The sequence below is a fragment of the Duganella sp. 3397 genome, from assembly GCF_031456625.1.
Taxonomy (GTDB): domain Bacteria; phylum Pseudomonadota; class Gammaproteobacteria; order Burkholderiales; family Burkholderiaceae_D; genus Rugamonas; species Rugamonas phyllosphaerae.
In genome coordinates this window covers 530,633-551,406 of the sequence record NZ_JAVDVB010000003.1, presented here as the reverse complement: position 1 = coordinate 551,406, position 20,774 = coordinate 530,633, and the positions used below count along the sequence as shown (strand labels likewise).

Genomic DNA, 20,774 nt, shown 5'->3' with positions numbered 1-20,774 from the left:
CCCATCCGCAAGCGCTGTCCCCTTGCCTTGCCGACACGGATTAGTCCGTGACTTCGCCGTCGCCGCTGTCGTCATCGCCGTCGCCGAAGCCATCGGTGACCGAGCGCGCGCGCGCCGCATCGGCGCCTTGCTTGAGCTTGGCCGCATTGCTGAGGAACTGGTCGAGGTTGCGGTCCGGGCTTTGCCGTACTTCCGGTGGCAACAGCACCGACATGTACAGCTCGTCGGAGGTGCGCCCCGTCGATTGGGCATTGTTCAGCAGCGACAGCGCCGCACCGACCACCAGCATCACCCAGGCCGTGATGGCGAAGCGGCGCGGGTGGTGCGGCTTGATGGTGATCAGGTGGAAGAACAGCATCGCGCACACGATCGCCAGCGTGACCAGGCTGCCGTAGCGGGTGAATACTTCGGCCGACCAGGCGTAGGCGATCAGGCTGCTGAGCGCGCGCCAGGCAAACACGGCGGCCAAGCCGCTGCCGAGGATGAACAGGTGGCGGCCCATGCGCGCGTGGCTGCCGAACAGGCGGTTGGCCAGGCCCCAGGCGCCGGCCCACAGCAGGCCCAGGCCCAGGCTCGACGCCAGTACCAGCAGGTAGCGGATCAGGGCGAACGGTTCGATGTCGGAAATCCAGGTTTCCAGGCAACTGAAAACGGCGATCAGCGCCAGGCCGATGGCGGCGGGAACCGTACCTTCCCAACCGTGCATGGTGGTGTCGGTCACTTCGGCCGGCACCGGATAGTCGGCGGCGCGAATGCGCAGGCGGGTGTGGCCCAGGCGCACCACGGTGTTGCCTTCGACGGTGACACCGGCACCGTCAGCGCGTTTGCCGTGGGCAAAAGTGCCGTTCTTGCTGCCCAGGTCGCGCAGCAGCAATTTGCCGTTGTCGTCCAGGTCGACCATCGCGTGCGAAGCAGCACTATGGGCGTCGTCGAGGATGACGTCATTGTCGTAGCCACGGCCGATACGGATCGGCAAGTCCGCCACCTTGTGGCGGTGCAGCACGTCGCCGTTGCGGGCCAGGATCTCGATGAAGTAGGGGGCGCTCATCGTGCACCTCCGGCTGCCGGCTTGACCGGCACGGCTTTTTTGGAGGCCAGCGACATCGAATTGAGAAACACCTGGGTCAGGCGCATGCCGTTATCGTAGGACACGCCGCGTGCGTCGAGCCGGCTTTGCAGGCTCATCGAGCCCTGGTCGGTGGCGGCGGTCAGCAGGGCAAAGTCGTACAGGCCGGCAAACTTGCGGTAGGCGCGTACACACAGCACCGCGCGCAGCGGCACGTCCCTGGCTTTGACGAAGTCTTCCGTGCAGTTCGGGCCGGTCAGGCGGCTGTCCTTGAAACTGCCGAAATGCTCGTTCTTGAACGAGGCTGACGCCAGTTGCGAAAAGCGCAACTGGTCGAGGCCGTTGCTGCGCATGAACTGGTGGCGAATGCTGATCTGGCCGGTCTGCAAAGTGCCGCTGATAAAGATCGCAGACTCCATCGCGCAACTGGCGTCATCGACCGTGAACGGCTTGTCGGCCTTCACGCTCGAGCGGCCCCAGCAACGCATCTGCTCGGACTCGCGCACCGGCACCATGTACGGTCCCATGGGTTTGAGGCTCAGCGGCGTGGCCAGCAACTGATCGACCATGGCGCGCTGGTGGCTGAGCAACTGGCTGGCGACCACGGCGTTGAAGTCGGCCGGCGGCTTGGGCTGTTGTTCGACTTTTTTCAGCAGGTCCTGGGCAAAACGGGCCGGCACCAGGAAGCTCACCAGTTCGCCATCGAGGCGCTTGGAAACGTTGACCCCGGCCACCGAGCCGTCCACCGTCACGCTGGGGCCGCCGCTCATGCCGGAGTTGATCGGGCCGGTAAACATCAGCTGGTCGTAAAAACTGCGGGCGATCACGCCGTTGTAGGCGCCTTCGGAAATGGCGAAGCCGAGGTCGAGCGGATTGCCCATCGAGTACAGGTACTGGCCTTGCGTCAGGCGCGCCAGCTGGTCGGGCATCTTGAAGAAGCCGGTGCCGTTGCGGCTCACGCGCAGCACGGCCAGGTCGTGCAGCACGTCGACGGCCAGCAATTCGACATTGCCGCGCTTGCCGCTGGTATCGACCCATTCGCCGACATAGGTGTCCGGGTCGAGCGCAAATTGCGACACCACGTGGTAGTTGGTCACCACCAGGTTGCTGGTGCCGATCAAGAAGCCGGAGCCGACCGACGACTGGGTGCGGCCGCTCTTGAGCAGCGAGCGCACTTGCAGGATGTCGTTCTTGGCCGAGGCATACAGGTGCTGGGCGGCGGACGAGGGCGGCGGCAGCGGCGCGGAGTCGGCAGCAGCGGCAGCAGCGGCAGGGGGAGCAACAGCGCCAGGCGTGGCTGGCGGTTTCACGGCAATGCCCGGAATCGCAGGCGCCGCTGGCGCGGTTTTGGCGCCGGTTGCTGCCGGCGCAGCAGCGGCAGCGTTGGCAGCAGGTGCATTGGCAGCAGGAGCATTAGCAGCGGCGGCTGGCGGGTTGGCTGGCGCTGCCAGCGCGCCGGCGCTGGCCCAGGTCATGGCAAGTGAAGCAACAATTACGGTGAATTTCATGCAGTTCCTGGACGGTTGATACCTGGATCCTACAGCGGGATCCCACAGCGGGATCCTACAGCGCGCCGTCTTCCACCGGCGCCGGTGTGAGCGGCTTCATCATGTGTCCGAGCTTGGCGGCCTTGGTATCGAGGTAATGCTGGTTGAAGGCATTCCGGTTCACCAGCAGCGGCACGCGTTCAGCCACTTCGATGCCGAGCTTGGTCATGGCGTCGATCTTACGCGGATTATTGGTCATCAGCCGCAGGCTTTTCACGTCGAACTGGTCGAGCATCGGCTTGACCAGGCCATAGGTGCGCTGGTCGGGCTTGAAGCCCAGCTGTTCGTTGGCCTGTACCGTGTCGGCGCCGGCTTCCTGCAGGCGGTAAGCGCGGATCTTGTTGACCAGGCCAATGCCGCGGCCTTCCTGGCGCAGGTACAGCAGCACGCCGCGGCCTTCGTCGGCGATGCGCTTGAGCGCGCCTTCGAGCTGGGCGCCGCAATCGCAGCGCTGCGAGAACAGCACGTCGCCGGTCAGGCACTCGGAATGCACGCGCGCCAGCACCGGTTCGCCGTTGCTGATGTCGCCCAGTACCATGGCCAGGTGTTCCTTGCCCGTTGCCTTTTCCACAAAAGCGTGCAAGGTGAACTGCGCCCACGGGGTAGGGAGCGCGCACGAGGTCATGTAGTCCAGTTCATCCTGGACCGGGATTTCTGCGCTCAGCGACATAACTTTCTCTATTCTTGTTCAAGTAACGTAAAAAAGGCGCGCCGGGCTGTTCTGACAGACCCGGCGCGCCCTTCATCATACCAAACCTGGCGGAAAAATATTTCTTGCCTGGTGGTTACCCGTTGGGTAAATCGAAGACCAATACTTCCGCATCGGTGGCATTACCCAGCGTCACCAGGTTCTCGGCCGTCAGCTTGAGGGCATCGCCGCCCTTGAGCGCGTTGCCGTTCACCGTCACGTCGCCACGGATCACGTGGACATAAGCGATGCGGCCGGCTGCCAGCTTGTGCTCCAGTGCATCACCGCTGCGCAGGATGGAAGCGTAAATCGACGCATCCTGGTGAATCAGCACCGAGCCTTCGCGGCCGTCGCTGGAAGCGATCAGGCGCAGGTTGCCCAGCTTGCTCTCGACGGTGAAGTTCTTTTCTTCGTAGCTCGGTGGAATACCGACCTGGTTAGGCTGGATCCAGATTTGCAGGAAGTGCACTTTCTCGTCGGCATTATGGTTGAACTCGCTGTGACGGACACCGGTGCCGGCGCTCATGCGCTGGACGTCGCCGTAGTGCAGGACCGAACCGGTGCCCATGCTGTCTTTGTGCTCGAGCGCGCCGCTCAGTACGTACGAGATGATTTCCATATCGCGGTGGCCGTGGGTGCCGAAACCCTGGCTGCCTTGCACGCGGTCTTCGTTGATCACCAGCAGTGGGCCGAAGCCGACATGGTCGGGATCGTGGTAGCTGCCGAACGAGAAGCTGTGTTTGGAATCGAGCCAACCATGGTTGGCGGCACCGCGGGCTTCACTTTTACGAATTTGCAACATGATAGGGCTCCATTTCTTGTGTGATTAATTAATGTGCGATAATTTTGAACGCTGTTTCTGCTCGTTTGCTTCACTATCGCTGCATCCATGAATCAAAGTATAGACCTGTGTTCGCGTTTTAAAAAACGGAAAAATTACCCCTCTACTATCGAAAAAATCGAATGCTCAGATTAAGCCTGGAAGCCCTGCAAATTGTTGACGCCATCGACCGCCGTGGTTCGTTTTCCGCCGCCGGCAAGGAACTGCACCGCGTACCGTCGACCATCTCGTATACGGTCGGCAAGCTCGAGGATGACCTTGGCGTGCAGGTGTTCGAACGCAACGGTCCGCGCGTGGTGCTTACCGCCGCCGGCGCCGAGTTGCTCAAGGAAGGGCGCTACCTGCTCAAGGCGGCCCTGGATCTCGAACACCGGGTACGGCGGGTTGCATCGGGCTGGGAGACCGAGCTGGCCATCGGCAGCGATTCGATGTTTTCGGCCTGCATGTTCTTCGAGGATGTGACGGCCTTTTACGAGGTGGCCCAGCAGACCCGGCTGCGCGTGGTGCAGGAAGCCCTGTCCGGTACCTGGGAAGCGCTGCTCGACCGCCGCGCCGATTTGCTGGTCGGCGTGGCCGGCGACGGCCCGGCCGGCGGCGGTTATGTATCCGAGCCGATCTGCAAGATCGGTTTCGTGTTCGCGGTAGCGCCCCATCATCCGCTGGCGGCCGTGGAAGGCAAGCTCGACCGCTCGCACTTGCAGCAATACCGCGCCGTGAGCGTGGCCGATTCTGCCCGGCGCATGGCGCCGCGCACGGTGGGCTTGCTGCTGGGGCAAGATACGCTGAGCGTGCCGGACATGAAAACCAAGCTGCAATACCAGCTCGCCGGGGTCGGCTTCGGCTTCCTGCCCGAGCCGTGCGCGCGCGCCGCGATTGCTGCCGGCCTGCTGGTGGAAAAGCAGGTGGCCGAGCCCAAGCCGGACGAAACGTTTTACCTGGCCTGGCGCACCGGCGAGAACGGCGCCGCACTCAACTGGTGGATCGCGCGCATGCGCGCCGCCAAACTGGCCGAGCGCCTGGTGCAACACTTGCCCCACCACGCATTACCCGGCTGATACGCCGCAATGCAGACGGGGCAAGATTGCAACTATGGTCATACAATGTTGACCAATGCCAATAATTTCAGGGTACCATAGCAGGATAACCAACCCCTGCTGGATCATGTAGATGACCGCGTTGATCGCCACTCCGCCCGTATTGTTGCACCCGCTGGCCGACCACCACGGCAAACCGGCAGCCTTGCTGCTCGACTTGGGCGCACCGGCAGCAAGCTTACCTTCGCTGCCGCCATTGTTGCCGGCATCGTTAATGCATGACCTGGCCGCAGCCGGCATGCGCTGCCTGTATCGCAACGGGCAGCCAGATGCCGGCGCGGCGCTGGACCGGGCCGGCTGGCAGGCGCTCGATCCGGCCTGCATGCAGCGACTGGACGACCCGCAGCAACTGCCACCGGCGCCAGGCGTGCAGTGGTTGATCGGCGAGTGGTTCATGGTGCCGCCGCCGAAGCCGGCGGACGCACAAGTGGCGTCGCGCGCGCTGGCCATGCAGCTGGTGCAACTGGTGGCGACCGATGCCGACACCCATGAGATCGAAGCCGTGCTGCGCCAGGATCCCACGCTGTCCTACCACCTTCTGAAACTCGTCAATTCGCTGGCGATCGGCGCCAATGCGGGCGCCAGTGCGGGCGGCGGGCGCCGCGTGACCAGCTTTGCGCAGGCGATCCTGATCCTCGGCCGCGCCCAGTTGCGGCGCTGGCTCAACCTGATGCTGTTTTCGTCGCGCGAGGGCGACCGCCGCTCGCCGATGTTGCTGGCGCGGGTGTCGGTGCGGGCCCGGGCCATGGAATTGCTGGCCCAAGAGACCGGCCTGAACAAGAACCAGCAGGAAATGGCCTTCATGGTCGGCATGTTTTCCTTGCTGGGTGTGCTGTTCGGCATGAGTTTGCCCGATGTGCTCAAGCCGCTCACCATCAGCGACGCCATTGCCCGTGCGCTGCTCGACCACGATGGCGAACTGGGCCAGTTGCTGACCATGGTGGAGGTGGCCGAGCGCGACGACCATGCGGCGCTGGCGCGCGCACTGGCCGCCATCAAACTCGACGGCGGACAGTTCAACCGCGTGATGGTGGAAGCCTACGTGTGGATGCAGTCGGTCGCGCTGGGCCAAGGGGCGCACCATGCTTGACGCCATCGAGCGCTGCCTGGCGCTGAGCCAGCGGGCCCGTGCCGAACAAGGCGAGGCGCTGGCGCACACGCTGGCCAGCCTGCAGGCCACGCTGGACGAGGCCCGCGCGCTGATGACGCCGTCCGTGCTGGCCGACGACCGCGCCGTGCTGGAACTGGACCTGACCGGTTATCTCACCGCCTGGAGCCCCGGCGCCGTGCAGATGTTCGGCTACACCGCCGAGGAGGCGCTGGGCCGCCACGTGCTGTTCCTGTACACGCCCGAGGCCCTCGGCGACGAGGACGGCAGCATCGTCGAGCTGGCCTCCGAGCTCGACGGCAAAGTCGGCGTGCGCGCCGAGGTGCGGCGCCGGCGCAAGGATGGCCAGGTGATCTGGGTGCGGCTGCACATCTTCCTGCGCCACGACGCGGCCGGCGAGCCGTCCGGCATGCTGGTGCAATTGACGCGCATCGACCAGGCGCTCACCCCGAACGACAAGCTCAACCTGCACGCGCGCATCATCGAAGACAGCGACCAGGGCGTGCTGATTACCGACGCCAACGAACGCATCGTCTCGATCAATTCGTCGTTTACCCGCATTACCGGCTATTCGCCGGAAGAGTCGATCGGCCAGACCCCGGACTTGCTGCGCTCCGGCGTGCACAGCCCGGAATTTCGCGCCAAGGTGCGCGCGGCCATGCGCGGCGCCGGACCTTGGCGCGGCGAGATCATCGGCAAGCGCAAGAATGGCGAACTGTTCCCGCAGTCGGTGACGATCAGCGCGGTGCGCGACGCCAATGGCGAAGTGAGCCACACGTTCTCGCTGTTTTCCGATATCAGCGAGCACAAGGATGCCGAAGCGCGCATGCAGCGCATGGCCAATTACGACCCGCTCACCGGCCTGCCCAACCTGTGCCTGCTGACCCAGCTAGTGGGGCACGCGCTGATGGAAAGCAAGCGCACCAAGGCGCACGGCGCCATGCTGGTGATCGAGATTACCCGCGTGGGCGCCATCAGCGACACCCTGGGCACCGACATCGGTAACGAGCTGCTGTGCGAGATCGGCCGCCTGTTCAAGCTATCGCTGCGCGAGGCCGACGTGCTGGCGCGGCTCGACGGCCACAAGTTTGCCGTGGCGCTGTTCAACATCGAAAAGCGCGAGCATGCCGCCGTGGTGGCGCAAAAACTGCTGGCCTCGCTGGCCGCGCCGATCCGGGTGGCGTCGCACAGCCTGCAAGTGGGCGGCCACATCGGCATCGCCGTGTACACCGACGACGGCCACGACGTGCCCACCTTGATCCGCTATGCCGACGTGGCCATGGGCCGCGCCGCGCAGAACATCGAAGCGGGCTTCCTGTTCTACAGCGAAGAGATGAACCGGCGCGCCAAGGAACACCTGCGCATCGAAAGCGAGCTGCGCCACGCGATCGGCAACGACGAGCTGGCGCTGTACTACCAGCCCAAGGTGAGCTTGCGCAGCGGCCGCATCGTCGGCGCCGAGGCGCTGCTGCGCTGGCGCCACCCGGAGCGCGGCTTGATGACGCCGGCCGTGTTCATCCCGGTGGCCGAGGAGAGCGGCCTGATCCTCGACCTCGGCGCCTGGGTGCTGGAACACGCGTGCCGCCAGATCAGCGCCTGGCGCGCGGCTGGATTGAGCATGCCGCCGATCGCCATCAACCTGTCGGCGCGCCAGTTCGACGCCGGCCTGCCGGCCCGCATTGCCGCCGTGCTGGAACGCCACGGCGTACAGCCCGAGCAGCTCAACCTGGAAATCACCGAGAGCCTGCTGGTGCGCGGCACCGAGCACGTGGTGGCCATCATGAACGAGCTGGTGGCGATGGGCATGTCGCTGGCGCTGGACGACTTCGGCACCGGTTACTCGAGCCTGGCCTATCTGAAGAAATTCCCGATCAGCACGCTCAAGATCGACCGCTCGTTCGTGATCGGCTTGCCCTTCGAGGAAAACGATTGCGCCATCGCCCGCGCCATCGTCACCATGGCCCAGCAATTGCGCCAGGAAATCGTCGCCGAAGGCGTGGAAACGCCGGAGCAGATGCGCTTCCTGCGCGAGCTCGGTTGCGACCAGTTGCAGGGTTACCTGTTCAGCCCACCGGTGCCCGAAGCCGACTTCGCTGCCATGCTGCGCGATGGCAAGCGTCTGGCCTTCGAGACCTTGCCGTAGCGGTATTGGTACATTGTTCCGCAGGCTTACGGTACAGCTTGTGCGCTGCTGGCGCGCACGCCGCAAAAGTGACAGAATCGACCTGCACTGTTGCCGCAAGGCCTACTGACCCAAGGGGAATCACATGCAAACATCGAGCGTTCCAAGCTTTCTGATGCGCGCCACTGCTGCCGCCACGCTGGCGCTGGCCGGCCTGGCGCTGAGCGGTTGCACCACCACCACGCACACTGGCGGCGCCGTCAGGACCGAGCCGGCGGCCGTCAAGTCCGATATCGAGCGCGGCGCGTACGACACGCTCGAACGCCTGTACAAGGAAGTCAAGGGCTCGCGCGAGCTGGTGCGCAAGGCCAATGGCGTGCTGGTGTTTCCCAATGTACTGGCGGCCGGCCTGGTGGTGGGCGGCGAATATGGCCGCGGCGTGCTGCGTACCGGTGGCCAGACCGTCAACTACTACAGCATGACCAGCTTGTCGGTCGGCTTCCAGGCCGGCGCCCAGTCGAAGGCCGTGGTGATCCTGTTCATGAGCCGCGATGCACTCGACAAGTTCCGCAACAGTCGTGGCTGGACCGCCGGCGTCGACGGCTCGGTCGCGGTAATCAACGTGGGCGCCAATGGCGAGGTGGCCACCAATGCCATCAACAGCCCGGTGCAGGCGCTGGTGCTGACCAATGCCGGCCTGATGGCGAACCTGAGCCTGGAAGGCACCAAGATCAGCAAACTGGACCTGTAAGCCTATGCGTGACGGCGCGTTGCGGTTACCCTGTGGGCCTGAATAATCACGAGGTAGCCGCAATGAGCCGTCACATCCTGGACCACGCCCGCATTCATCCCGCCATCCGTGGCACGGTGGACAATTACCACCGCGACCTGGTGGCCGAGGTCGAGGCCGCCGTGGCCGCCCACCAGATCGTGGTGGTGGGCATGGGGTTCAATCCGTTTCCGCGCAAGGCCCGCAAGATTCTCGACGGCCTCGGCGTGCCTTACCAGTATCTGAGCTACGGCAATTATTTTTCACAATGGCGGCCACGGCTGGCGCTCAAGCTGTGGAGCGGCTGGACCACGTTCCCGCTGGTGTTCATCAACGGCGTATTGATCGGCGGCGCCAGCGAGTTGCAGGCGCTGGTCGCCAGCGGCGAGTTTGCCAGGCTCACTGCCTAGCGTGTGGGGCGCAGGGGATCGAGCAGGCTGCGCAAGTCGTTATGATCAAGCTCGTACATCAAGGCAATCAACGCCCCCAATTCCCCCGAGGGAAAGCCTTCGCGCGCAAACCAGCCCAGGTAATGCCCAGGCAAATCCGCCAGCTTGCGCCCCTTGTATTTTCCATACGGCATCTCGCGCGTGACCAGCAAAGCAAGTTTTTCAGAGTTCATGGCCGCATCATACCCCGGGCGAACGGAATCCTGGGTGGCTTGTCATACAATGGATTTTTCCATTGACCGTTCACCCTCATGGCCCACATACACCCTACCGGCTGGCAGGAAATGTCCGTCACCGGCACTGCCGCGCGCGAAATCGAAACCCTGTCCTACCTCGAGGCCACGCTGGCCGACCTGCCATACCGCGTGTACCACGGCGTGCACTGGACCAACGTGGAAAAGGGGTTCTCGGTGTACGGCGAGATCGACTTCATCCTGGTCGCGCCCAATGGCCGGCTGCTGCTGATCGAGCAAAAGTCGGGCTTCCTCAGCGAAACCGCCGACGGCCTGATCCGCAATTACGAGGGCAAGCCGCGCAAGGTGGCCAACCACATCATGCGCTCGATCAAGGGGCTGACCGAGCGCTTCGGCAGCGAGCTGTCGATCGATTACCTGCTGTACTGCCCCGACTACACGGTACGCAACCCGAACCAGGCCGGCATCGACCCGCGCCACATCATTGACGCCAGCAACAAGGGCAAGCTGGCGCAGGTAATCCGCGAGACCTTGCCGGTCGATGGCGCGCCGCCCGGCGACAAGTTCGACAAGGTCACGCGTTTTCTCTCGAACATGCTCAGCCTGCGGCCCGATCCGAGCTCGATGATCGGCAACGCCGCCGGCCTGGTGGCGCGCCTGTCGGGCGGGCTGTCCACGTGGGCGCGCCGGCTCGAGTTTGCGCCGTTTCGGCTGCACATCAAAGGCACGGCCGGCAGTGGCAAGACCCAGCTGGCGCTGGCAGAATACAGCGACGCCATCGACGCCGGCCTGAAACCGCTGTACGTGTGCTACAACCGGCCGCTGGCCGACCATATCGAAAAACTGGTGCCCGCTGGCGGGCGCGTCACGTCGTTTCACATGCTCAGCGACGCCTTCGCCCGCGCCCAGGGACAAATTCCCGACTACACCGCGCCCGACGTCTGGGACCGGATCGAAGCGCGCATGACCGCGTCCGAGCTGCCGCCGGAGTGGCGCTACGACGTGCTGATCGTCGATGAAGGCCAGGATTTTTCGCCGGCCTGGCGCGACATCCTGCTGCGCATGTTGAAGCCCGAGGGACGGGCGATCTGGCTGGAAGACCCCAACCAGAACCTGTACGGCCGCGAACCGGTACCGCTGCCGGGCTGGGTGACTTTGCACTCGGACACCAACTACCGCAGCCCGCGCCAGATCATCGACATGCTGACCTCGATCGGCGCCGTGCGCGAGCCGGTGGAGGCGGGTAGCCCGTTTCGTGGCGCCGACATCGAGGAGCTGACGTATCCGGACGGCGACACCGACGCCATGCTGGCGCAAACCCGGCGCGCGGTGACCAGCTGCCTGGCCGCCGGCTTCGCCCGCCATGACATCGCGATCGCCTCGTTCCGCGGCCGCGACAACTCGGTGCTCCTGCACCTGGACCAGCTGAGCGACGCCCACACGCTGAAATCGTTCACCGGCGAATACGACCTGTTCGGCACGCCCGAATACCGGCCCGGCGGGCTGCTGGCCGAAACCGTGTACCGCTTCAAGGGTCAGTCGGCGCCGGCCATCATTTTTACCGAGATCGATTTCGAGCGCATCGACGACCGCGTGCTGCGCAAGCTGTTCGTGGGCATGACGCGGGCGCGGCTGAAGCTGGTGCTGGTGCTCAGCGAGCGGGCCGAGCAGCAGTTGCTGGACCGGATGTAGCGACCCGTTGCATGTTGCATGCTCCCAACGGCTGGCTTTTTAAAAAGTCAAGTCGGTGACTGTTTGGCTGGTCCGGGATTTTCAGGAAGTTTCTTCTCCTAAGATGGTCAGGCAGGACACATATCCAAAACAACAACGATTTTGGGAGACATCATGCCTTTGCCTCGTTCCACCGTCATCGCTGGCGCCGTCGCCAGCGCGCTTGCCCTCCTGGCCACGCCGCAGGCACTGGCCCAAACAACGCCGAATACCGCGCAACCCGACAGCGTGGTGGTGGTTTCCGGTACCCGCCAATCGGTGGCCGGCGCCATTGACCGCAAGAAGAACGCCGCCACGGTGGTCGATTCCATCGTCGCCGAGGATATCGGCGAATTTCCCGACAAGAACGTCGGTGAGGCGCTCTCGCGCGTGACCGGCGTGCAGTTGTCGCGCGACTTCGGCGAGGGCTCGCAAGTCAATATCCGCGGCGTGGAGGCCAACCTCAACCGTATCGAGATCAACGGCCTTTCGGTGCTCAGCACCAACGGCACCGCCGGGCGCGGCGCCGAATTGCGCGAACTGCCGGCCGAGCTGATCAAGTCGATCGACGTGTACAAGGGCGTCACCGCCGACCAGACCGAGGGCGGCATCGGCGGCACCGTCAGCATCAAGACCAATTTGCCACTCGACTTCAAGGAACGCACGGTGGTGGTCAAGCTCGAGGGCGAGCAAAGCAGCAGCCGCGGCGGCGCCCAGCCGCGCGGCAGCCTGCTCTTGGCCGACAAGTTCCTCGACGGCCGGCTGGGCCTGATGGCCAACCTGGTCTACGACAAGGTCTATACGCAAAACGATTACGTGCGCAACAGTAACTGGCGCTACTTCCGCGACTGGGACCAGTCGCCCGACAAGACCAATACCAGCCTCAACCCGCGCGCGGCAGCGGTCAATGCCCAGGGCGGTTGCGCGGCCCTCGCTGGCGCCGACAGGACCGCCTGCGACAGCCAGTGGTTCGACTATTCACCCGGCGTGCCGCGCTACGGCATCTGGACCCGCGACCACAACCGCTCCAGCGCCGAGCTCACCGCCCAGTACAAGATCGACAACAACTTCAATGTCTGGGCGCGCTACAACCGGAACAACCAGAAGCAGATGCTCAACGACCGCAACTATGTGACCGACTTCGGTTCCATCAAGCGGTTCTCGACCTCGGGCGTGGCGCCCGTTTATGCCGACAACCTTGGCGCCAACGGTGCGCCGCTGGCCGCCCCGGCGGCATCCTGCGCCGAACCGGCGGCCGGCGTCACCCCGGCCGGCATGAGTTTCACCAACCACGTGATGACGTCGTTCCTGTCCGGCACCTGCCAGAACGTGGCGGGCGAGGGCGCCTCGTACAACTTCAGTACGGCCGCGCGCGATTTCGCACTCAACATCAAGTCCGACTATCGTTCGGGCGGCTTCAACTGGAAAAGCGGCGACTGGTCGGCCGAAGGCCTGGTGGCCAAGACCAGTTCGTACTACGAGCTCAATACCAACAACATCGTGATGGAGGCCAATGTGCCCGGCTTGCGGGTCAATTTCGACCAGCAGGGCTTGCCGAAGTTTACGTTCCCGGCCGGTTTCGACCCGAACAACAGCAATGTTTACACCCGCATCATTTCGCAATACCAGCCGTCGTTCACCGACAACGGCGAAGACCAGGTCAAGCTCGACCTCAAGTACCGGCCCGACATGCCGTTCCTGACGACCTTGCACTTCGGCGGCCAGGGCCGCAAGTCCACGTCCGAGCAATACCGCTGGACCGGTTACCTGGCTGGCGGCGACCCCAACACCACGGCCGACGACGTGACCGTGCGCAGCCCCGAAGTACGCCACGAAATCATCTTCGATCCACTCAACAACTCGGGCGTGCTGCGCAACGGCGGCGCCACCGTCTACGGCACCGGCCTGACCGCCAACAACACCACGCGCTACGTGAGCGGCACGCAGATGCAGCAACTGGTCGATGCGATCCGCACCAACACGCCGGGTTCGTTCCTGAATGGCTACGACGGCCTGTCCGGCTACCCGAGCGGCTGGACCGCGCCCAGCTTTGCCAATTCGGCCCAGTATTTCGACCTGAGCCGCTACAACCACGACCTGCTGCGCAACTCCATCGGCAGCGACGGCAAATCGTATGCGATGCCGCCGCAGTTTGCCGTCGAAGAGAAAATCAAGGCGTTCTACGTGCGCGCCGACTTCGAGCACGAACTGTACGGCGTGGCGCTGGACGGCAATATCGGCCTGCGCTATGCCGGCACCGAAACGCGCGCCACCGGCCTGCGCTCGTTCCGCGCCTACTCGAGCAACCCGACCACCAATGCGCGCGTGGAAACCGTGCTGGCCAATGACATCGTCACGGTGCGCAACAAGTACAGCGACACGCTGCCGAGCTTTAACCTGGCTGCCTGGTTCGTGCCGAACACGCTGGTGGCCCGCCTGGGCTGGGGCAAGGTGATGGCGCGCCCGTTCATCGACCGCTTGACGCCCACCGTCAACTGCATCGCCAACAGCGGCCTGTCGCAATTCGGCGGCGACGGCAGCGCCGACGACTGCACCGGCGGCAACGTCAACCTCAAACCGTTCCGCGCCACCAACAAGGACGTGAGCGTGGAATGGTATCCGTCGCGCGATTCGCAGCTGTCGCTGGCGTTCTTCCGCAAGGACATCAGCAGCTATATCCAGAACGACGTCATCCTGCCGGGCGTGGACGTGTTCAGCAACGGCCAGCGCTGGGATCTGAAAACCTCGATCAACAGCGAGGGCGCAGTGACCAAGGGCTGGGAGCTGGCCGGCCGCACCGCGCTGACCATGCTGCCGGGCGCCTTTGGCGGCCTGGGCCTGGACGCCAACTACACGCGCATGACGTTCTCGTACGCTACCGGCAAAGAACTGCTCAACCCGCTCGACAACACGGTGCTGCCGTACCCTGGCATGTCGCGTAATAGCTATAACGTCGGCGTGTGGTACGACCTGGGCCAGTGGAACGCGCGCCTGGCCTACAACTACCGCGACAGCTATTACACCGGCACGGTGGACGCCAACGCCTCGCTGCCCGTGTACGCGGAAGCGGTGGGCTACCTCGACGCCAAGCTGCAGTTCCGCGTGACGGAGAATCTGACCTTGTCGGTGGAGGGCAAGAACCTGACCGACGAGGCCCAGTACCTGAACTCGGGCTCGAAGGAGCGCAGAAATGAGCTGGCCTGGTCGGGGCGGCGGTATTTTGTGGGGGCGACGTACAAGTTCTGATGCGTGAGGGAGAGCCGGCATGTATCGGCAGGGCGATGGGGGTGTATATTGTCGCCCTGTCGAATTTTGCCGGATGTTGGTCCGGATATGCCCATGTCTGCCGTATCCCTGTTCTGCCTGGTGTTCGCGTATTTTGCCCTGCTGCTGGCCGTGGCGTGGCGCACGTCCCGTCACGCCAACAACGCCAGCTTCTTCATCGGTAACAAGCGCAGCAACTGGATGGTGGTGGCGTTCGGCATGGTGGGCACCACGCTGTCCGGCGTGACGTTCATCAGCGTGCCGGGGGCTGTGGGGGCAGGGGGCTTCGGCTACTTGCAGGTGATCCTGGGCTATGTGCTCGGCTACATCGCCGTCGCCTTGATCCTGCTGCCGCTGTATTACCGCCTGAAGCTGACGTCGATCTACCATTACCTCGACGTGCGGCTCGGTGGCGGCGCCTATCGCAGCGGGGCGGCGTTCTTCATTCTTTCGCGCCTGCTCAGCGCTTCGGCGCGGCTGTACCTGGTGGTCAATATCCTGCAGATCACCATACTGGAGAGCCTCGGCGTGCCGTTCTGGCTCACCACCATCGTGATCCTGGCGATGATCCTGCTCTACACGTTTGAAGGCGGCGTGAAAACCATCGTCTGGACCGATACCCTGCAAACGGCCGGCATGGTGATTGGCCTGCTGGCCTGCACCGGTTGGCTGCTGCACGAAATGAACATCGGGCCGCTCGAGAGCCTGGCGCGCCTGCATGATGCGGGTCTCACGCGCTGGATCACCAGCGATATCGACAGCCCGGCCAACTTCTGGAAGCAGGTGCTGGCCGGTTTCTTCATCGTGCTGGCCATGACCGGCATGGACCAGGAGACCATGCAAAAAAATATCTCGATCGAGACCCTGCGCGACTCGCAGAAAAACATGCTGGTGCTGACCGTGATTCTGACGGCCGTGCTGGTGCTGTTCATGTTCCTCGGCGGCCTGCTGTCGCTGTATGCGCCGACCGTGGGCATTACCGCTGCCGGCGACAAGCTGTTCCCGGCGGTGGTGATGGGCCACATGCCAGCGGCGCTGCAACTGCTGTTTTTCATCGGCCTGGTATCGGCGCTGTTTCCCAGCGCGGACGGCGCCATGACCGCGCTTACGTCGACCTTCAGCCTCGACATCCTCGGCATCGAGCGCCGCTCCGACCTGGTGGAGGCCGACCGGGTACGCATCCGTCACCGCGTGCACCTGGGCTTTTGCGCGCTGTTCCTGCTGCTGGTGCTGCTGTTCAAATGGATAGACAACGCCAGCATGGTGGGCCTGGTGCTCAAGCTCACTGGCTACACGTATGGACCGCTGCTCGGATTGTTCGCGTTCGGGCTGCTGACGCAGCGTGCAGTGCGCGACCGCTGGGTGCCGTGGGTGGCGCTGGCCGGCCCCGCGCTTTGCTACGCTGTCGATATCAACCAGGCTTTATTGTTCGAACACTATCGTTTGGGACTTGAACTGCTGGTATTGAATGGACTGTTGGTATTTATCGGGTTGCTGCTCATTTCCACCCCTCGGCAAGCGCCCGCACATGCAGTATCATCGCTGTAAATTTCGCTTGTAAATTTCGCAATCACATGGAGTCTTGATGGCCCGTTCACCGTTTTCCTATATTCGCAGTGGCTTCAGCTTTTTCTGGCGCATGCTCGACGCCGGTCGCCGCACCATCCTGAACCTGCTGTTCCTGTTGCTGCTGATCGTGCTGGCGATTGCCATCTTCGGCGGCGGCGCCAAGCCGATCGCGGCCAAGACCACGCTGGTGCTGGACCTCAAGGGCCAACTGGTCGAGCAGACCAGCGTGGATCCGCGCGACGCCCTGCTGACTGGCGTGCAGGGCGGCGAAGCGCTGCGCATGCTGCAGTTGCGCGACGTGCTCAAGGTGCTCGACACCGCCGCCAAGGACGCCAACATCAGTGGCGCGGTGCTGCTCACCGACGGCATGCAGGGCGGTGGCCCGGCCATGCTGCGCGAAATAGCGTCGGCCATCGACCGCTTCAAGGCGTCCGGCAAGACTGTCGTTGCGTGGGGCACCAACTATGACCAGAACCAGTACCTGGTTGCCGCCCACGCCAACGAGGTGTATGTGCACCCGATGGGCGTGGTGATGATCGAAGGCTACGGCCGCTATCGCAATTACTACCGCGATGCGCTCGACAAGCTGGGCGTCACCGTCAACCTGATGCGCGTGGGTACCTACAAGAGCTTTGCTGAGCCTTACATCGCCAACGGCCCGTCGCCGGCGGCAGCGGAGGCAGACGCCTACCTGAACAACGCCCTGTGGACTTCTTACACCGACAACGTGGAAAAAGCGCGCAAGCTGCCCAAGGGCCAGATCATGAAGACCATCGACGAACTGCCGGCCAAGGTGGCCGAGTTCAATGGCGACCTGGCGAAAATCACGCTGGCGGCCAAGCTGGTCGACGGCCTGAAAACCCGCGATGAAATCCGCGACCTGATGATCAAGCGCGGCGCCGCCGACGACGAAGGCAAGAGCTTCCGCCAGGTCGGCTTCGACGACTACCTGGCACGCCAGTCCGAGCCGATGACCGGCGACGCCATCGGCGTGGTCATCGCCCAGGGTTCGATCAGCGACGGTACGGCCGGTCCGGGCAGCATCGGCGGCGACTCGACCTCCAAGCTGATACGCGCCGCGCGCGAAGACAAGAACATCAAGGCCGTGGTGTTGCGCGTCGATTCGCCGGGCGGCAGCGCGTTCGCTTCGGAATTGATCCGCCGCGAACTGGAACTCACGCGCGCTGCCGGCAAGCCGGTGGTGGTCTCGATGGGCGACGTGGCCGCATCGGGCGGTTACTGGATTTCGATGTCGGCCGATGAAGTGATCGCCGAACCGAACACGATTACCGGTTCGATCGGCGTGTTCGCCATCCTGCCAACGGCTGAAAAAGTGGCCGACAAGCTGGGCATCCACTCGGCCGGCCAGCCTACCACCTGGCTTGGCGACGCCTACAATCCACTGCGTCCGCTCGACCCGCGCTTCGTGCAGGTGATGCAGGGCAGCGTCAACCACATCTACGCCGACTTCACCGCGCGCGCTGCCCGTGCGCGCAAAACCACGCCCGAGAAGATCGACGCCGTGGCGCAAGGCCGCGTCTGGACCGGCGCGCAAGCGAAGGAGCGCGGCCTGGTCGATACCCTGGGCAGCTACGGCGACGCCCTGGCCTCGGCCGCCAAGCGCGCCAAGCTGACCGGCTACCGCATCGTGTACATCGAGCGCGAGATCAGCAAGTTCGAGCGCGTGCTCGGCATGGTGGGTGGCACGGCTGCGCAGGCGGTGGGACAATCGATCGCCAACGCGGTCTCGGCCAAGCTCAATCTGGGTGTGACGGCGGCCACCGGTTTGCCGCCAGGCGCGGCCAACGGCGTGGCGCAGGACATGGCGTGGCTGGCCGATATCAAGACCTCGCGCAAGCCGTTTACAGTGATTACGCACTGCTTGTGCGAGGTGCCGTAAATATAAAACCCGGAGTAACCCGCAGCCTGCGCTCCGTCATCCTCGCGAAAGCGGGGATTCATAACCCGCACCATTCGATCCGTTATCCTCGCGAAAGCGGGGATTCATAACCCGCACCATTCGATCCGTCATCCTCGCGAAAGCGGGGATCCATACTGAGTCTGAGCTGGCGGCGGCTTACACGTTCCATGGATCCCCGCGTGCGCGAGGATGACGGCGCAACGGCGCAACGGCGCAACGGCGCAACGGCGTTACGACTCAACGGCTCAACGACTCAACGGCTCAACGGCTCAACGGGCTGATGGCAGCGGCAACGTAATCTCGAAGCAGCTGCCCCCATCTCCCCGCAACGCGCAGCGCGCCTCGCCACCATGGCGGCGCGCGATTTGCCTGATCAATGCCAGTCCCAATCCCGCGCCGCTGTTGTCGCGGGTGTTGCGGCGGCGGTAGAACGGTTCGAACACGCGTTCGAATTCCTCTTCGGGGATTCCCGGCCCCCGGTCCCATACCAATACCCGCGCAACGCCCTGTTCGGCAGCGATGGTCACGTGCACCGGCGGCACGCCGTGGCGGTAGGCGTTTTCCAGCAGGTTGCGCAGAAGGCGGCGCAACAGGCGCGGGTCGCCTTGCAGCACCGCCGATTCGCCATCGAGCAGCGCCTCGTCGTAGCGTGCGCATTCTTCCGCCGCCAGGGCCAGCAGGTCGATCTCTTCGTACTGGGTGGTGTCGGTCAGCGCGCCCAGGCGGCTGGCCAGCAGGATTTCGTCGAGCAGGTCGTTCAGCTCCGCGATGTCCTGTTCCAGCCCGGCGCGGCGCTTGGGCTCGACGTTGTCCTTGACCAGTTCGAGCGCCAGGCGGATGCGCGCCAGCGGCGTGCGCAGTTCGTGCGAGGCGTTGGCCAGCAGGGTTTTGTGGGCGCCCACCAGCTGCTCGATCTTGTCGGCGGCGCCATTGAAACTTTGCGCCAGGCGCGCCACCTCGTCGTTGCCTTCCACTTTTACGCGGGCGGTCAGGTCGCCGGCGCCCAGCGATTCCACGCCCTGTTGCAGACGTTCGAGACGCTTGGTGAGCCGGCGCACCAGCGGAAACGCCGCCACGCCGATCACCAGGGCCAGCATCAGCATGGTGTTTTGCAGCGCCGCCTTGGGGCGAATGAAGCCGAGCGGCTCGCTCGAGAGCAGGCGGCGGCCGTCCGGCAGGCGCACGTACGATTCCGGCGGCGGGCCGGTGATGCCGCGCTGGCGCCAGTGGCGCGCCGGTATCAGGTCGCCGACCACGGCCAGCGGGCGCCAGTCGCGTGTATACAGCGTCATGTGGGCGTTGAGGCCAGCCGCCACCCGTTCGAGCGCGGCCTGCTGCTCGGCGTGCGGCGCATCCGCCGGCGCCAGCACGTTCATCATGACGCGCGACAGGGTGGCGTTGGAGCGTTCCAGCGGCCCGCCCGAGCGCCCCCACGATTGCAGCACGGCGATGGCAAACAGCAGCAGCACGACCAGCAGCGCCACGTAAAAGCTGAAGTACAGCCGCGGCAGGCCGCGCGAAAAGCGCTGGAGCAGTCCGGGCTTGGGCGCTTCTGCGCCGCTCAATCCTGCACCTTGGCGAACAGGTAGCCAGCGCCGCGCACGGTGATGATGCGGCGCGGCTTCTTGGGATCGTCCTCGACGGCGGCGCGTATGCGCGACATGTGGACGTCGATCGAGCGGTCGAACGCTTCGATCGGCTCGCCCTTGAGCAGCTCCATCAGGCTGTCGCGCGAGAGCACGCGGCCGGCGTGGCGCGCCAGCACCAGCAGCAGGTCGAACTGGTAAGCGGTCAGCTCGCACGGCACGCCGTCGAGTTTTGCCGAGTGCGCGGCCGAATCGATCTCGAGCCGGCCAAAGCGCAGGAAGTCGTCGGATGCGGACGGACCGCCGCGCTGGTCGGCGCGGCCCATGCCCACGTCCACGCGGCGGCGCAGGATGGCGCGCAGGCGGGCCAGCAATTCGCGCGGCTCGAATGGCTTGGGCAGGTAGTCGTCGGCGCCCATTTCCAGCCCGACGATGCGGTCGATGGCGTCGCCGCGCGCGGTGAGCATCAGCACCGGCACGTCGGAGACTGCGCGCGCCTGGCGGCATACGTCCAGGCCGTCCATATCGGGCAGCATCAGGTCGAGGATCACGGCGTCGGCCTGGCCGGCGGCGATGTGCACCACGGCGTCGCGCCCGTTGGGGGCGTGGGTGACGCGAAAGCCCGCTTGCGTCAGGTATTCGGTGAGCATGTCGGCCAGGCGCGGATCGTCTTCCACCAGCAGGATGCGATTGGCGGGGCTGGACAGGTCGGGTGAGGTGGTCATCATCAAATCATTTTACAGCGTTGCCGCCGCAGTTTAAGCGATGGGGCGATTGTCGCGGGCGGCGGTATCGGCGCGATGTCACGCAGGTAAAGAAATGTAAAGCCAGTTGAAGGAAATGTGA

16 protein-coding genes are annotated in these 20,774 nt (G+C 64.4%); 9 read left to right on the top strand and 7 right to left on the bottom strand.

Features of this window, described 5'->3' with window-relative positions; genetic code table 11:
- Positions 1 to 40 precede the first annotated feature (40 nt).
- The 4 genes from J2X54_RS11160 to J2X54_RS11145 all read right to left on the bottom strand — a co-directional run bounded on the left by J2X54_RS11160 (position 41) and on the right by J2X54_RS11145 (position 4,103).
- Positions 41 to 1,048: an FHA domain-containing protein gene (locus J2X54_RS11160; protein ID WP_310180660.1), complete on the bottom strand. Its 1,008-nt coding sequence runs from the start codon at positions 1,046 to 1,048 to the stop codon at positions 41 to 43.
- The gene (locus J2X54_RS11155; protein ID WP_310180658.1) at positions 1,045 to 2,574 is read right to left on the bottom strand and encodes a serine protease; all 1,530 of its coding nucleotides are present in this window, start codon (positions 2,572 to 2,574) and stop codon (positions 1,045 to 1,047) included. Before J2X54_RS11155 ends, J2X54_RS11160 begins: the two co-directional genes overlap by 4 nt.
- Positions 2,575 to 2,629: 55 nt before the next feature.
- Complete coding sequence (gene ribA, locus J2X54_RS11150; protein WP_310180657.1) at positions 2,630 to 3,283, bottom strand: GTP cyclohydrolase II; 654 nt, start codon at positions 3,281 to 3,283, stop codon at positions 2,630 to 2,632.
- Between the two features lie 115 nt (positions 3,284 to 3,398).
- Positions 3,399 to 4,103, bottom strand: coding sequence for a pirin family protein (locus J2X54_RS11145; RefSeq protein WP_310180656.1), 705 nt, complete (start codon positions 4,101 to 4,103; stop codon positions 3,399 to 3,401).
- Positions 4,104 to 4,264: 161 nt separating this feature from the next.
- On the opposite strand from J2X54_RS11145, the gene J2X54_RS11140 reads away from it, so the two are divergent.
- The 5 genes from J2X54_RS11140 (at position 4,265) to J2X54_RS11120 (ending at position 9,645) form a co-directional block, all read left to right on the top strand.
- The gene (locus tag J2X54_RS11140; RefSeq protein WP_310180654.1) at positions 4,265 to 5,197 is read left to right on the top strand and encodes a LysR family transcriptional regulator; all 933 of its coding nucleotides are present in this window, start codon (positions 4,265 to 4,267) and stop codon (positions 5,195 to 5,197) included.
- A gap of 112 nt (positions 5,198 to 5,309) precedes the next feature.
- Positions 5,310 to 6,326 carry an HDOD domain-containing protein gene (locus J2X54_RS11135; RefSeq protein ID WP_310180652.1) on the top strand — a complete coding sequence of 339 codons (1,017 nt, stop codon included), beginning with the start codon at positions 5,310 to 5,312 and terminating at the stop codon, positions 6,324 to 6,326.
- Entirely contained in the window at positions 6,319 to 8,487 is a 2,169-nt protein-coding gene (locus tag J2X54_RS11130; protein WP_310180650.1) for an EAL domain-containing protein, read from the top strand. The genes J2X54_RS11135 and J2X54_RS11130 overlap by 8 nt, the downstream gene beginning before the upstream one ends.
- A 124-nt stretch (positions 8,488 to 8,611) precedes the next feature.
- Positions 8,612 to 9,217, top strand: a complete 606-nt coding sequence (locus J2X54_RS11125) for a YSC84-related protein (protein ID WP_070250166.1) — start codon at positions 8,612 to 8,614, stop codon at positions 9,215 to 9,217.
- A 62-nt stretch (positions 9,218 to 9,279) separates the two neighbouring features.
- A complete protein-coding gene (locus J2X54_RS11120) occupies positions 9,280 to 9,645 on the top strand; it encodes a glutaredoxin (protein ID WP_310180647.1) in 366 nt (121 codons plus the stop codon).
- Here J2X54_RS11120 and J2X54_RS11115 read toward each other — a convergent pair.
- Positions 9,642 to 9,857: a DUF3820 family protein gene (locus J2X54_RS11115; RefSeq protein ID WP_070250163.1), complete on the bottom strand. Its 216-nt coding sequence runs from the start codon at positions 9,855 to 9,857 to the stop codon at positions 9,642 to 9,644. The genes J2X54_RS11120 and J2X54_RS11115 overlap by 4 nt on opposite strands.
- 78 nt (positions 9,858 to 9,935) lie before the next feature.
- On the opposite strand from J2X54_RS11115, the gene J2X54_RS11110 reads away from it, so the two are divergent.
- From J2X54_RS11110 to sppA, 4 genes are all read left to right on the top strand, one after another.
- A complete protein-coding gene (locus J2X54_RS11110; RefSeq protein ID WP_310180643.1) occupies positions 9,936 to 11,570 on the top strand; it encodes an ATP-binding domain-containing protein in 1,635 nt (544 codons plus the stop codon).
- 153 nt (positions 11,571 to 11,723) lie between these two features.
- A complete protein-coding gene (locus tag J2X54_RS11105; protein WP_310180640.1) occupies positions 11,724 to 14,834 on the top strand; it encodes a TonB-dependent receptor in 3,111 nt (1,036 codons plus the stop codon).
- Between the two features lie 93 nt (positions 14,835 to 14,927).
- A complete protein-coding gene (locus J2X54_RS11100) occupies positions 14,928 to 16,400 on the top strand; it encodes a sodium:solute symporter (RefSeq protein ID WP_310180637.1) in 1,473 nt (490 codons plus the stop codon).
- Between the two features lie 37 nt (positions 16,401 to 16,437).
- The gene (sppA, locus tag J2X54_RS11095; protein ID WP_310180636.1) at positions 16,438 to 18,321 is read left to right on the top strand and encodes a signal peptide peptidase SppA; all 1,884 of its coding nucleotides are present in this window, start codon (positions 16,438 to 16,440) and stop codon (positions 18,319 to 18,321) included.
- 290 nt (positions 18,322 to 18,611) lie between these two features.
- On the opposite strand, the gene J2X54_RS11090 is transcribed toward sppA, so the two are convergent.
- Both J2X54_RS11090 and J2X54_RS11085 read right to left on the bottom strand, forming a co-directional pair.
- On the bottom strand, positions 18,612 to 19,907 hold the full coding sequence (locus J2X54_RS11090; RefSeq protein WP_310180634.1) for an ATP-binding protein: 1,296 nt from the start codon (positions 19,905 to 19,907) through the stop codon (positions 18,612 to 18,614).
- Entirely contained in the window at positions 19,904 to 20,653 is a 750-nt protein-coding gene (locus tag J2X54_RS11085) for a response regulator transcription factor (protein WP_070250240.1), read from the bottom strand. Before J2X54_RS11085 ends, J2X54_RS11090 begins: the two co-directional genes overlap by 4 nt.
- Positions 20,654 to 20,774: the final 121 nt, after the last annotated feature.

What these genes read in the sequence shown, in the direction of transcription:
- J2X54_RS11160 (WP_310180660.1), bottom strand. Translation starts at nt 1,048, where the DNA reads ATGAGCGCCCCCTACTTCATCGAGATCCTGGCCCGCAACGGCGACGTG.
- J2X54_RS11155 (WP_310180658.1), bottom strand. Translation starts at nt 2,574, where the DNA reads ATGAAATTCACCGTAATTGTTGCTTCACTTGCCATGACCTGGGCCAGC.
- ribA (WP_310180657.1), bottom strand. Translation starts at nt 3,283, where the DNA reads ATGTCGCTGAGCGCAGAAATCCCGGTCCAGGATGAACTGGACTACATG.
- J2X54_RS11145 (WP_310180656.1), bottom strand. Translation starts at nt 4,103, where the DNA reads ATGTTGCAAATTCGTAAAAGTGAAGCCCGCGGTGCCGCCAACCATGGT.
- J2X54_RS11140 (WP_310180654.1), top strand. Translation starts at nt 4,265, where the DNA reads ATGCTCAGATTAAGCCTGGAAGCCCTGCAAATTGTTGACGCCATCGAC.
- J2X54_RS11135 (WP_310180652.1), top strand. Translation starts at nt 5,310, where the DNA reads ATGACCGCGTTGATCGCCACTCCGCCCGTATTGTTGCACCCGCTGGCC.
- J2X54_RS11130 (WP_310180650.1), top strand. Translation starts at nt 6,319, where the DNA reads ATGCTTGACGCCATCGAGCGCTGCCTGGCGCTGAGCCAGCGGGCCCGT.
- J2X54_RS11125 (WP_070250166.1), top strand. Translation starts at nt 8,612, where the DNA reads ATGCAAACATCGAGCGTTCCAAGCTTTCTGATGCGCGCCACTGCTGCC.
- J2X54_RS11120 (WP_310180647.1), top strand. Translation starts at nt 9,280, where the DNA reads ATGAGCCGTCACATCCTGGACCACGCCCGCATTCATCCCGCCATCCGT.
- J2X54_RS11115 (WP_070250163.1), bottom strand. Translation starts at nt 9,857, where the DNA reads ATGAACTCTGAAAAACTTGCTTTGCTGGTCACGCGCGAGATGCCGTAT.
- J2X54_RS11110 (WP_310180643.1), top strand. Translation starts at nt 9,936, where the DNA reads ATGGCCCACATACACCCTACCGGCTGGCAGGAAATGTCCGTCACCGGC.
- J2X54_RS11105 (WP_310180640.1), top strand. Translation starts at nt 11,724, where the DNA reads ATGCCTTTGCCTCGTTCCACCGTCATCGCTGGCGCCGTCGCCAGCGCG.
- J2X54_RS11100 (WP_310180637.1), top strand. Translation starts at nt 14,928, where the DNA reads ATGTCTGCCGTATCCCTGTTCTGCCTGGTGTTCGCGTATTTTGCCCTG.
- sppA (WP_310180636.1), top strand. Translation starts at nt 16,438, where the DNA reads ATGGCCCGTTCACCGTTTTCCTATATTCGCAGTGGCTTCAGCTTTTTC.
- J2X54_RS11085 (WP_070250240.1), bottom strand. Translation starts at nt 20,653, where the DNA reads ATGACCACCTCACCCGACCTGTCCAGCCCCGCCAATCGCATCCTGCTG.